This window comes from Paenibacillus sp. OK003, from assembly GCF_900109515.1.
GTDB classification, from domain to species: Bacteria; Bacillota; Bacilli; order Paenibacillales; family Paenibacillaceae; genus Paenibacillus; species Paenibacillus marchantiae.
On sequence record NZ_FOBD01000002.1, the window covers coordinates 146,674 to 159,446 of the forward strand.

General features: G+C 47.6%; 13 protein-coding genes. 9 read left to right on the top strand and 4 right to left on the bottom strand.

Translation table 11 applies throughout. From position 1 onward, the window contains the following. The first annotated feature begins 19 nt into the window (after positions 1–19). From BMW94_RS03500 to BMW94_RS03510, 3 genes are all read left to right on the top strand, one after another. Positions 20–415: a winged helix-turn-helix transcriptional regulator gene (locus tag BMW94_RS03500; RefSeq protein ID WP_024629739.1), complete on the top strand. Its 396-nt coding sequence runs from the start codon at positions 20–22 to the stop codon at positions 413–415. Further along, positions 412–1,089, top strand: coding sequence for a TIGR00266 family protein (locus BMW94_RS03505; RefSeq protein WP_090994555.1), 678 nt, complete (start codon positions 412–414; stop codon positions 1,087–1,089). The genes BMW94_RS03500 and BMW94_RS03505 overlap by 4 nt, the downstream gene beginning before the upstream one ends. Positions 1,090–1,187: 98 nt before the next feature. Continuing rightward, positions 1,188–1,649, top strand: a complete 462-nt coding sequence (locus tag BMW94_RS03510) for a MarR family winged helix-turn-helix transcriptional regulator (RefSeq protein ID WP_167434700.1) — start codon at positions 1,188–1,190, stop codon at positions 1,647–1,649. Positions 1,650–1,745: 96 nt separating this feature from the next. Here BMW94_RS03510 and BMW94_RS03515 read toward each other — a convergent pair whose 3' ends face one another. Beyond that, positions 1,746–2,720: an aldo/keto reductase gene (locus tag BMW94_RS03515; RefSeq protein ID WP_090994559.1), complete on the bottom strand. Its 975-nt coding sequence runs from the start codon at positions 2,718–2,720 to the stop codon at positions 1,746–1,748. 110 nt (positions 2,721–2,830) lie between these two features. Between BMW94_RS03515 and BMW94_RS03520 the strand changes: the two genes are divergently transcribed. Next, positions 2,831–3,880: an LCP family protein gene (locus BMW94_RS03520; protein WP_368086890.1), complete on the top strand. Its 1,050-nt coding sequence runs from the start codon at positions 2,831–2,833 to the stop codon at positions 3,878–3,880. A 117-nt stretch (positions 3,881–3,997) separates the two neighbouring features. Here BMW94_RS03520 and BMW94_RS03525 read toward each other — a convergent pair whose 3' ends face one another. After that, on the bottom strand, positions 3,998–4,618 hold the full coding sequence (locus BMW94_RS03525) for a P-loop nucleotide/nucleoside kinase family protein (protein WP_090994563.1): 621 nt from the start codon (positions 4,616–4,618) through the stop codon (positions 3,998–4,000). A 288-nt stretch (positions 4,619–4,906) separates the two neighbouring features. On the opposite strand from BMW94_RS03525, the gene BMW94_RS03530 reads away from it, so the two are divergent. From BMW94_RS03530 to BMW94_RS03540, 3 genes are all read left to right on the top strand, one after another. Next, positions 4,907–5,704: an IclR family transcriptional regulator gene (locus BMW94_RS03530; protein ID WP_090994566.1), complete on the top strand. Its 798-nt coding sequence runs from the start codon at positions 4,907–4,909 to the stop codon at positions 5,702–5,704. Between the two features lie 69 nt (positions 5,705–5,773). After that, complete coding sequence (locus BMW94_RS03535) at positions 5,774–6,418, top strand: bifunctional 2-keto-4-hydroxyglutarate aldolase/2-keto-3-deoxy-6-phosphogluconate aldolase (protein ID WP_090994568.1); 645 nt, start codon at positions 5,774–5,776, stop codon at positions 6,416–6,418. Between the two features lie 273 nt (positions 6,419–6,691). Continuing rightward, positions 6,692–8,020 carry an MFS transporter gene (locus tag BMW94_RS03540; RefSeq protein WP_090994571.1) on the top strand — a complete coding sequence of 443 codons (1,329 nt, stop codon included), beginning with the start codon at positions 6,692–6,694 and terminating at the stop codon, positions 8,018–8,020. A 348-nt stretch (positions 8,021–8,368) separates the two neighbouring features. Here the strand turns inward: BMW94_RS03540 and BMW94_RS30365 are convergent, their stop codons facing one another. Further along, positions 8,369–8,524: a hypothetical protein gene (locus BMW94_RS30365; protein WP_175480568.1), complete on the bottom strand. Its 156-nt coding sequence runs from the start codon at positions 8,522–8,524 to the stop codon at positions 8,369–8,371. 224 nt (positions 8,525–8,748) lie between these two features. Between BMW94_RS30365 and BMW94_RS03545 the strand changes: the two genes are divergently transcribed. Both BMW94_RS03545 and BMW94_RS03550 read left to right on the top strand, forming a co-directional pair. After that, positions 8,749–9,420, top strand: coding sequence for an FHA domain-containing protein (locus BMW94_RS03545; RefSeq protein WP_090994572.1), 672 nt, complete (start codon positions 8,749–8,751; stop codon positions 9,418–9,420). 156 nt (positions 9,421–9,576) lie between these two features. Next, complete coding sequence (locus tag BMW94_RS03550; protein ID WP_090994574.1) at positions 9,577–10,155, top strand: class I SAM-dependent methyltransferase; 579 nt, start codon at positions 9,577–9,579, stop codon at positions 10,153–10,155. A gap of 311 nt (positions 10,156–10,466) precedes the next feature. On the opposite strand, the gene BMW94_RS03555 is transcribed toward BMW94_RS03550, so the two are convergent. Further along, positions 10,467–12,749, bottom strand: a complete 2,283-nt coding sequence (locus tag BMW94_RS03555; RefSeq protein WP_090994576.1) for a carbohydrate-binding domain-containing protein — start codon at positions 12,747–12,749, stop codon at positions 10,467–10,469. Positions 12,750–12,773 lie beyond the last annotated feature (24 nt).

The window sequence follows — 12,773 nt, forward strand, 5'->3', positions numbered from 1 at the left end:
TCCAGGGAGGACATGCCGCATGATCAGAAAGAAATATAATATTTCAGTTGAAGCGACGCTTGAAGTCATCGGAGGCAAGTGGAAATGCGTCATCCTCTGCCATCTGACACACGGGAAGAAACGGACGAGTGATCTCAAGCGTATTATGCCCGCAATTACGCAGAAAATGTTAACGCAGCAGCTAAGGGAGCTTGAAGATGACGGGATTGTGAACCGCATTGTGTATAATCAGGTACCTCCCAAGGTGGAGTATGAACTGAGTGAATATGGCCGAAGTTTGGAGCCGATCCTGAATGCCCTATGCAACTGGGGAGATCAGCACATTATTAAGGAATACGGAGACAAATCTTCCGTGTTGGAGGATAATGGGTTAAACGATTTTAACACGGACAACAAGGAGCTGATGAAGCCATGAACTATGAAATTCTATACGATGGTGCATTTGCGATGCTTAAAGTGCAATTGCAACGGGGAGAACGGTTCAAGGCAGAAAGCGGGGCCATGGTATCTATGACACCAACCGTTGACTTGAAGGGATCTGCTGAAGGCGGTATGTTTGCCGGATTCGGACGAATGATCAGCGGCGAGAAATTCTTTTTTCAGGAATTGACGGCGGCAGGGGGATCTGCGGAAATTCTGTTGTCACCCTCCAGCATGGGGGATGTGGAGGCGATTGAACTGGATGGCTCCTATTCGCTCTACGTCCAGAAAGATGGATTCCTGGCCGGAACGGAAGGCATCCAGGTGAATACCAAAATGCAAAACCTGAAGAAAGGTCTCTTCTCGGGAGAGGGATTCTTTATTATAGAGATCAGTGGTCGAGGAACGGTGTTTCTATCTTCCTATGGTGCAATCCATGCGATCCATCTGACTGCGGGTGAAGAAGTGATCGTGGATAATGCCCACTTGGTTGCATGGCCCAATTATATGGATTATCGCATTGAGAAAGCTTCACAAGGCTGGTTATCCAGCGTGACCAGTGGAGAAGGATTAGTATGTAGATTCCGGGGTGAAGGGACGGTCCTGATTCAGAGCCGTAATCCACATGGATTTGGTCAATGGGTCAAGCAATTTATTCCTTCACGCTGATGTTTTTCGCTAAAAATGTACAACGTTGAAACGCATGCGTTCCGACAAGCGTTATAAGATAGGATGAAGCTCAAGGTGTAATGATGGAGGTATATGAGATGGAAAGCTCACGGTATAAAAATGCTCAGGAAAGTCCGGGATATCTGCTATGGCAGGTGACTACGATGTGGCAAAGGGAAATACGGAGGGTGCTCGAGCCTCTGGAATTAACACAACCCCAATTTGTATTGTTGCATGCTTGTGTGTGGCTCAATGAACGCGATACAGAGGGTAAGGGAGTAACCCAGGTCCAGCTTGCGCAATTTGCCAATGTGGATGTTAACGTTACTTCTCAAGTGCTCCGTGCTCTTGAAAAGAGAGAGCTAATAACTCGCAAGCGTCATCTTACCGATACCCGTGCGAATATTATTACAACAACGCCGGAAGGAACCCGCTTGGCCCTTGAAGGTATTCATCTAGTTGAAGCTGCGGACAAGGTGTTCTTTGATAATATAAGTGATCGTAAGGACGAATACATGGAAATCATGCAGGAATTTATTCGATATAAAACAGATGTTTAATTCAATAGAAAGATTTTTTCTATGCTTTATTAGACTACAGTATGTAGTGAAGTTGTACCTCCCGGACTTTTTAGCCGGGAGGTTTTTTCTGTTGCTTCAATCAATCCGATAAGTCGCAAATGGCTTACCATAACGAAAAGAGTCGCTAAGTTGGTCGAGCTCGGCAATCATATCATTGGTCAGTTTCATGTCCAGACTAGCCAGATTATGCTCCAGCTGTTCCGTACTCGTTGCCCCAACGATAACCGTCGAAACGGCAGGGCGTGCCAGCAGCCAGGCAAGCGCCAGGACACTTGGGGAGCAGCCATACGTCTTTGCCTTTTCACTGACCTGCTCACCTAATTTAATATTGTGTTCCAGCAGGAAACGATTGAAGGCCGGATCGGTATCCGCTCTGGAACCGGAAGGTACGACCGCTTCACCGTTGTATTTGCCTGTCAGAATGCCGCCAGCCAGCGGGAAATATGGAATGATACCGACACCTTGATCAACGCACATCGGCACGAGTTCAAGCTCAGGTGTGCGATCAGCCAGAGAGTAGCTGGTTTGGGTCGAGATATAACGTACGTATCCTTTCAATTCGCTGGTACCAAGAGCCTTCATCAGCTCCCAGGCTGCATAGTTGGAAGCTCCGATATAGCGGACTTTGCCGGAAGTGACCATATCGTCCAATGTGCGCAGCGTCTCATCCAGCGGTGTGTGCGGATCAAAGGTGTGGATCTGATACAGATCCACATAGTCCGTTTGCAGACGCCGCAGGCTATGTTCAAGCTCTTGCTGCAAATGATAGCGGGAGGAACCGCGCCCATGGGGACCCTCATGCCGGGGAAGTCCGGCTTTGGTAGCAAGCACAGCGTTTTCCCGTCTGCCTGCCAGGGCTTGTCCGATAATTCGCTCTGATTCTGTTCCGGCGTAGATGTTGGCGGTATCGATAAAATTGATTCCCTGATCCAGTGCCGCATGAATAATGCGGATGGAAGTCGGGTCGTCCGCCCGTTTACCAAAGGCATTGGTGCCGAGTCCAAGTGCGGAAACGCGCAGACCGCTATTCCCCAAACGTCGATATTCCATCGTTCATCGCTCCTTCTCTGTCATTTCTTGTATAGCAGATTATAACGTAATCTATTGAAAACGTGTTATTAATATAGTTAAATGATTCTAAGACCGTTATTAAAGGAGATATGATGGAGAACAGTGCTGCACATTTAACCCGACGGAAGCCGAAGAAACCGAAGAAGAGATGGAAGAAGCCTCTAATCATCATCCTGAGCACACTCATTGTGCTGGGGGGAGTCGGATTTATCTATCAAAAACAACTCGTCCTGCTGGCATTTAACCTGTTTGCCTCGGGTACTGTAAAGGAAGCCCTTGATGAATCCTTCAAGCCGGTTGGCGATCAGGATGCACCCGTTGTAGAACATACCGATCCATTCTCGCTGTTGTTGCTAGGGATTGACCAACGGGATAACGAACCAAGCCGTTCCGATACGATCATCTATTCTGTCGTTCGTCCTGAAGAAAATAAAGTGTTGCTACTGTCGATTCCGCGTGACTCCTATACCGATATTATCGGCCGGGATGTGAAATCGAAGATTAATTCAGCCTATGCGCATGGTGAAGCCAAGATGGCGATGGATACCGTGGAGCATTTGTTGGAAAACAAAGTCGATTTCTATGCCGCGATTAATTTTAACGGACTCAAGGATATTGTTGATGCGGTTGGCGGTGTTGAATTGCCGATTAAGAAAAATATTGAGAACAAATTGAAAACGCATGAGAAGCTGTTTGTTGAAGCGAACAAACCGATCTACAGCGGCGAAGAAGCGCTGGGCTATGTGCGTTACCGGGAAGATTCCGATTTCAATCGGACGATGCGGCACCGTCTTTTTCTAAGTGCCTTCATGAATCGTGCGCTTGAGGTCAAAAATCTGACCAAGATCCCCGACGTTATCCAAATCGCTGGATCGAATTTTACAACCAACATGAACTCGGATTTCATCGTGAAATTTGCCGAGTCTCTATATATGAAAGACAGCACGCCAACAATCAGCAATTACATGCTGAAGGGTGAGGGCGCAACGCGCAGCGGCACATGGTACTATGATTTGTCAGAGAGTGATTTGCAATATGTGCGGACTCTGCTTGCCAATTGGCTGGACCCGGATGCCACTGAAATTATGGAGCCTGAATCAGCTGAATCAACGGATTCGGCCGCAGTGGACAAAACCTAGAGCATAAGCAGCAGAAAAAGTAATGCGATATGCCGTCGCTGCCTATGAAATATAATGAAGTGCACGGGAGGCCATATGCTTTCCGTGCACTTTTTTGATCACAATAGCGATTTGAATTTACTCGATTCCCATGCCCGTAGTCTCTTTGGGACTTGAAGACGGCATGGTGGACATGGGCAGCAGAGCAGTCAGTCGATCTAGATCAAATTCATCTGAACTGTTGTCCACAGAAATAACCTCAATGTTTTCCCACATGCACACATTGGCTTCCAGCGCCTGTACAAAGGCTTCCCAGTGATCCAGCTTCCATGCGTCCCGCTCCAGACCACGGTTCTGCAACCGTTGACGAAGCACATCCTCACGCACATTTACCTGCAATACGACAGGAATGACAGCCACCCAATGATATTTGACGATCAAATGATGAATGTAATCGCTTTCGGGAAAATAGCCGACAAAAGGTGCATCTAGAATGACGGATCTGCCCAACTGAAGATTGTCGTTTGCCACGTTTAACAAGGTTTCGTATTCGAGCGGCATAACGGTGTCACGATAATAGGCATTGCCGTCACGAGCATGAGGGGAATACCCCTGCGCTTCCAATAGCTTTCCCGTAAATGTGTTGCATACCGTATCTTTATCCAGATAACAAAAGTGATGTGCAGAAGCGAGTTTTTTGCCTATGGTCGATTTGCCTGAACCGGCAGAGCCAATCAAAAAAATCAGGACAGGTTTCATGAATGTCCCCCTCTAATCATGGTGTCCAGACGATGTAGATTGTCTGATTTATTCTTGATCCTTTCAGTTCGCATATGCGAACTATATTCACATTGGTGAACATGCGTTATTAGAGTATAACGTTTTCAAAATAAATTCAATCCTTTTTGCACAAAAAAATATACAAAAAAGTTTGGGGAAAGCGGTTGATATTCTCTACGGGGCTGATCTATAATGAGGGCATCGTTCGGTGATGTGAAATAAGTTCACATATGCGAACTTCGACGTCGAAGATTTAAAGGGGACAATATGGACAATATTCGCATGAATAAATCTGCTGAACGAGTCGCGGATTTACTCGTTCTATTTGCCAAAAGTGGTACTCCGTTAACACTGAATGAGATTTGTAAACAAATGAGCTTGCCCAAGAGCAGCGGGTTTGAACTTGTACAGACTTTGCTGCACAAGGGATTTATCGAAATGGATGATGCACGTCTCAAAACCTACCGGCTTGGCATTGCTGTGTTTGAGACAGGCATGGCTTACCTGTCTAATATGGGGATTCCCCATATGGCAAGACCTTTGCTTCAGGAATTGAACCGTCAGACCGGAAGCACTGCTTTTCTGGGAATTGAGGATAAAGGCAGGATTGTATATCTGGACAAGGCTGAGAGCTATTCGGTTATGAGGCCGACAGCCAAGCTGGGTTCCCGCAGGTACATGCATACAACCGGACTTGGAAAAGCACTGCTGGCAGCACTCCCGACCGACAAAGTGCTGGAGATTGTAGGCAGCGGAGACATTCCTTTGCGGACGTCCTTCTCCAAAGTAACGATTCCAGATATTTTGCAGGATATGCAGGAGATTCGCGAGCGTGGTTATTCCATAGACGACCGGGAGGATCATCTGGAGATGTATTGCATTGGCTCCGCCGTCTATGACCAGTGGGACGAGCCAGTAGCCGCAATCAGTGTCGCCAGCATGTATTCGACCATGACGCCGGAGCGCGAGGAGAATATCGTAAAGCTGGTGAAGGAAGCCGCCTGGAAGCTTTCCGGCCAATTGGGTTATAGCGGTGATCAATTGTATCCCAGGACAGCAGAGTGAATCGGTTTGACGTTTGCAGATTCAAGATAACTAGAACACAGACAGAAGGTAAACAAGGAGGGTATGGAGATGTGGAGAAAGCTGGAGAATTTGAAAATCATCGCTGAAACCGGAATTGTGCTCATTATTCGCTCAGACGATGAGGAAGAAGCAATTTCTGTGGCAGAGGCGGCGATTGCAGGAGGCATTCGGGCGCTCGAAATTACGATGAGTGTGCCGGGAGCTTTGGATGTGATCAAAGTGTTGTCTCGCAAATATGCGTCCCAGGGGATTCTGATTGGCGCAGGTACGATTCTGGATGGTGAGACAGCGCGTGCAGCCATATTAGCCGGAGCCCAGATGCTGGTTAGTCCCCAGCTCAATCCGGAGATGATCAAGGTGGCGAATCGTTACCAGGCAGTGACTGTGAGCGGTGCGTTTACGGCTAAGGAAATCGTGGAGAGTCTGGAGGCGGGTGCAGATATCGTAAAGCTGTTTCCGGCTGAATCCGTTGGACCGCAATATGTCAAAGCGATCTCTGCCCCTCTGCCGCAGGCCGCGATTGCACCTACTGGCGGAGTGACACCGCAAAATGTGCATGAATGGCTGGATGCCGGCTGTGTAGGCGTTGGTGTTGGCAGCTATATTACGAAAGCAGCGAAGGGCAACGGCGATTATGGGCGTGTAACCAAGGCCGCCGAGGAATTTTTGCAGGCTGTAGCCGCAGCGCGCTGATCTTTTCGATCAAGGATGACCGTGCAAGTGAAGTTCACAGCGATAGATGGATTAGTATTATGTAGTATCGTTGTGAACCCGCGTGTGCGCGTAACAAGTATCACTTTGTTATGAAGAAAAAGAAGGATGAAAACAAGTTTTGAAAACGCATACTTTACTGATGTATGTCCAAATGTCAGGACAGCGGTTCTTCATCTCAATCTAAAATTACCATATATATTCATATTATATAATTATATCTATATTAATATATGTTGAGGAGAGTGAGTTTATATGGCAACGTTAAAAACATCGCCGTCCCCTGCCTCGGTACCTCAGACCCCTAAAGTGGGTTTAAGGTGGGGAATTATTTTGTTACTGCTGCTGGGTGCAGTCGTCAACTATCTGGACAGGTCAAATCTGAGCATTGCAAATACAACCATTGCAGCCGAGTTTGGGCTATCCTCCACGCAGATGGGGTTGCTGCTGTCTGCCTTTTTATGGCCTTATGCTCTCGCTAACCTGCCTGCCGGATGGCTGGTTGATAAGTTCGGTCCCAAAAAGATGTTTGCATGGGCTTCAGGGCTTTGGTCCGTTGCTACCATTCTCAGTGCGTTTGTCAATTCATATTCCCTGTTATATGCCATGCGAATGCTGCTGGGTGTGTCCGAGTCTCCTTTCTTCACATCCGGGCTGAAGGTGACCGAACGCTGGTTTGCAAAAAATGAACGTGGATTGCCAACCTCCATTATCAACACCGGATCGCAGATCGCCAATGCCATTGCACCGCCTTTGTTGACTATTTTGATGTTAACGATGACGTGGAGAGGCATGTTCATTTTTGTCGGTGTCATCGGTCTAATCATCATGCTCATCTGGCTCAAGGTATATCGTGATCCGACATTGGCAGAAAAGCGAATGATTAAAGGGCCTGATGCTGCGGCAGAGCCAATGGTGGAAGCGAAAACGGCTACAGACACAGATACAGATGCTGGTGCACCCAAGGCCAACTGGGGATCGCTGTTCAAGCATAAAAGCACCTGGTTTATGATTATCGGTAATTTTGGCATCATGTTTACGATCTGGGTATACCTGACGTGGCTTCCGAGCTACCTGGAGAAGGAGCAGGGCTTTACTCTGAAAGAGACAGGCTGGATCGCTTCTATTCCGTTCGTAGCCGGTATTATCGGTGTTCTGTTAGGTGGGTTTATCTCGGATTTCTTCATTCGGCGAGGGGTCAATGTAGTGACTTCACGCAAGGTTCCGATTGTGGGCGGGGCTATTCTGGCAGCGGCTTCGGTAGCACCGATTCCGTTCATTGACAGTACGGTGATGAGTATTGTGCTGCTATCTGTAGGTTACTTTGCCTCCCAACTGCCATCGGGCGTTATCTGGACACTGGCAGCAGACATCGCGCCGGGTGAACAGGTAGCTTCACTGGGTGCCATTCAGAACTTTGGTGGATTTCTGGGAGCGGCACTTGCTCCGATTGTAACCGGATACATTTTGGATACGACGGGCAGCTTCAATAATGTATTTCTGTTGGGAGCGGGACTGCTGCTCTTAGGGGCGCTCTCCTATGGTGTATTCCTGAAAAAACCGATCGCAAAACCGAGCCACTAAAAACGAAACCATAGAATAATATAACGAAAACATGGATTAATATATGAAAAGAAGCATCAGCTATCCTTGCGTTTTTGATTGTAAAAACCAGGAGAATGCTGATGTTTTTTTGTTCTTGTGTGCATGCTTAAGTTTATACGCTTGCCTTTGCAGGCCATGAAATAAGCCTATTCCTGTTTTTCAGCTTCGGCGTACTGCTGCAGGCTCTTGAGCGCTGGTTTTTAGCGTCCAGGGGCCTTATTCTGATGAACGGATTATGATCTGATCCTCATTCAGCATGGCATGACCCAGCATAAGATGACATTCGTGAAACGTTTTTTCTGTTGATCACGTTATAATAGAGTATACTTACGGCCGGGTATTCAGTTGCAGCCATGACGTTTCGGTTGTAGTTGTACCTTTCAGTGATTCACCGCGATCATCATTGATGCGGGAGAGCACCGTTAATGTAATGGACAGGGTGAAGGCGAGCAGCACATATATGAAAATGTTTTTTTTGTTCATGATGAGGAACCTCTCTTGTTGATTGGGCTAAGGCATGCATACGACGGTTATGAGAAAAAAGGCACAACGTCTGGTATAGTAGAGAAAAGCATATAACGATGCCTGTATACACTATATAAATTGTTATGAATGCAAACAATGGAACAAATCTGATGAATTTATCATTATTTATGAACGAAAGCGCTCATAGAGATAGAGTGATATTTTGAAGGTGGGAGAATAACATGCGGGAGACGGCAAAAATCGTCATTCGTACGCCAGGGCAGGAAAGTGATGGTTCGTTCGCTTATGTCAGTCAGGGGCGTTCCATTACAGTGGGGCGTTATACGGGTGGAGATGAACTGGACTTGTCTGTCTACAATCAGTTGATATCGAAGCGGCATTGCCGCATTCATTATGATGTGCAGCAGCAGCTGTGGATTGAGGATCTGGATAGTAAAAATGGAACGGAATTGAACGGGCAGCGCCTTGTACCTTATGAGAAATACCCGTTTGCCGAAGGAGATAGCCTGACCCTGGTCAACGGCTTGATTCAGCTTCGTGTAGAAGGGGATCTCGAAGAAACGAGAGAATATCGGATATCTGACCTGTTGGGCGAGGGTGTGCGTTTGCAGGATCACCTGCAAACCGTGCAGATTGGCGAAGTGGAGATTCCACTGTCGAAGAAGGAGTACCAGCTGTTCAAGCTGCTGTACAGCCAGTTGGATCACTTTGTGACACGGGAGCAGATTATCGGTCAGGTGTGGCCGGAGCGAAGCATGTTGGAGAGTGAGCCGGTAGGCATTGACGAGATTAACTCGCTGATCTACCGAACGAATCGCAAGCTGGGCGTACATTTTACAATCAAATCGGTGTACAAAAAGGGTGTATACATGAAGTCCCATGTGCCGTACTGAATGCGTGGAATGAGCAGCGGAATGGAATGAGATTAAGCCATAATAGAATAACAAGAAGGAAGCTTCTGTCAGGTTTTTTAGACCTGGGGAAGCTTCTTTTGTTATGATGAAGGTGCGAAAAGCCGCCTCTTAATTAAACTCCAAAGGGTTGAGGTTATGTTCATAGTTCAATGTATACCATGGCTGATTGCTGTGGTGACACTTATATCGGTAGTATCCATCGTGCTGGTCAGTTGGAAAAATGGAATCTCACCGATGCCGACATCCAGCATCGTCAGGCAGACAGTCGTTCAGGAGGTCAACCGCATTCCCGGTTATGGTGACGTTATTGAAGCAGGCTCCGGGTGGGGAACGCTGGCACTGGACGTGGTGAGGCATTGCCCAGGCAAACGGCTAACGGGTATCGAAAATTCAATTGTTCCCTTATGGACCTCCCAACTGATTGCTATTCTAAGTGTCCGTTTACGGCGAGTTAAGGGAAAGCGCCACTCTCTGAAGGGGCGGCTGCGATTCATCCGTGGCAACATCTATACCAGTTCATATGAACATGCAGATTGCGTCATCTGTTATTTATTCCCCGGAGCGATGAATCGGCTCGTGGACAAATTCAATCGGGAGCTGCCGCCGGGAGCAAAGGTGATTAGCATCTGTTTTGCACTGCCAGGCAAGATACCGCTGCGGACAATCACATGCCGGGATACGCTGCGTACCAAGGTGTATGTATATACGTTTTGAGCGCTAATGAACCTACCGCATCTTAAAAGGTGAATAATCAAGGAATGCAGCATTTAATGAACCTCAGCAACGTTATTCCTTCATTAAATGGGGTTAGAACCTACAAAATCGGCCCAATCGACGAAATAACGTCACTGTGATTCGTTAGATTTCAGACCTTGGCAAATCGGATCGAATAGCGTGTACCAGGTTCTTTAGAATAAAATAACGAAAACAAGGGATATCCCTCGTCATGTTCATGACGTATGGGACATCCCTTGTTTTTAGATCGCCTACATATACTATTGTTAAATGACTGAACCTACTCTTGCTTATTTTGCGGCATCCGTTGTACCTGTAGTATCGGTTGTTGTACCGGACTCTGTTCTGTTTCTTCCGCCGCCGAATCCACCTGGACCCATACCTGTATTGGCAGTTGTTACACCAGATTCATTCACCCAAGTCACATTGCTTGTGGATTGGAAGGCAACCACTTTGGTTCCACCACTATACGTTCCGTCTGTATAGAGTCCATCCACGGCTTTGCCAGTCGATGTTCCGCCGGAGTAGATCACGTAAGATCCATCTTTCTTCAGATCAGGGGAACTAACCACAACAGATTGATAATCTTTCGCTGGAGCAAAGGTCAGGATGTTATTGCCCTCACTGTCTTGCACATGAACAAGTGTGCCTGCTTTTTGTGTTTCAGGGTATGTCATCACGATAGTATTTTGAGTTGATGTATCGGATGTACCTTGTGCCATGCCGGAACTGCCGGCAGCGACCAGATATCCACCACTCATCTCGAATGTACCATCATAGTCGAGTGGACCGTTGCCGTTATCTGTTGGACCGTTCACAATGACCGTTCCGTCTGTCATATAGATGGAGCCATTCGAATCCAGTCCATCGCCGCCTGCATTGACGGTGAGGGAACCGCCGTTGATATGAAGCTCACTGTTGCTGGCCGATTCACCCGGCATACCACCTGGTCCACCGCCTTGTGGGCGAGCATTGCTATTCGTATCTGTACTTTGATTGGACTGATCTGTAGTTGATGTTGTGCCAGTCGTCTCTGTAACAGAAGTGTTGGAGACTGCAGTTGTATCAGTATCCGCTGCTTTAGTACTGTCATCTGCCGTGGTTGCAGCATCGGCATCAGCGTCAGTTGCAGTGATTTCACCCGAAGCATTCACGCCATCATCTGATGCAGTCACATCCACATCCCCATCGTTAAGGGTGATGATCGCACCTTCAAGACCTTCGTAGCTCTTGGCAATGGTAATCGTTCCGCCGTTAATCGTAAGCGCCTGATCTGCATGAATACCGTCATCACCGGATTCAATGCTGAACTTGCCGTCATTGACGATTACATTGTTGTTGCTGTGCAGGGAATCATCCATGGAATCGATCGTATACGTACCGCCATTGACGGTAAGGTCAACTCCGGCTTTAAGTGCTTTGGCACTCGTCGTTTCTTCTTCTGTTGTTGTGCTTGTGTCTGCATCTGCATTGGAATCAGCAGGTGCTTTGGCATTGGTAGAGCTGGATGGAACTGCGCCTGCTGCGTTCGTTCCATTATTGCTCGGCATATCAGCAGGTGGTTCGCCATCCGGTGGTGTACCCATATCGGCTGGAGGTGTACCGCCACCCCATCCTCCGCCAAATGGTCCTTCTTCTACTTTTTCTGGTGCATTGGCACTGCCGCCTCCGGTTACGATATTAAATGTGCCGCCATCCGTAACCAATGCGGTTTCAGCTTGAATGCCGTCGCTGCCGCTCTGAATGTTGAATGTCCCTCCAGCAATGGCAACGAAGCCTTTGGTCGTATCCGTATCGTTTGTGGATTTGATGCCGTCACCTTCTGAATCAATGGTAATGATACCGGCTTGAATCGCCACCATATCTTTACCTTTGATGCCATCATCGGCGGATTTGACGTTAATCGTGCCACTGACGATTTTCAGATCATCCTTGCTCGTAATACCTTCATTGTAGTTGCCTGTAACCGTCAGCTTGCCTGTACCATTGAACGTCAGGTCTGCCTTGCTGAAGATGGCTGCATCCGGCTCATCCGTTGTAGCGTCGGCGTATACGTATGTCTTGCCATCGGAGACAGCATTCTCGGTTCCTTCCTCCAGCGTAATAATGGCTTTGCCCGCTTTCTGGATATAGATGGCTGCACTGTCGTTGTCATTGATTGTGGCCCCATTTAATACGAGATGTACGGTGCCCTTATCTGCAACATTGACCACAATCTGTCCGTCGGTAAGCTTGCCGCTAAGTACGTAAGTACCCGCTGCAGAGATGGTTACTGATCCGTTTGCTGCTTTTGCACCCGATCCTGTGATGGAAGCGGTCGTACCGTTCAGCTTGATCGTTGTGGAGTCTGTTGCACTCCAGCTCACATTGGTATCGTCTGCATCCATAGTGACCAGATCGGCATATTTCACCGAGGTTTGTTCACTGACGGATACGGTTTTGGTTGTTCCTGTCGTGGACGTTGCGGCGTTTGCGGTACTGCTGGTTGCTGCTGGAGCGCTGCAAGCCGTAACCATTGCAGTAATCATCGCGATGGACCACAATTTACTGCCAGTTATGATTTTCTTTTTCATCGTATATCGTCCTTTCGGATTCGC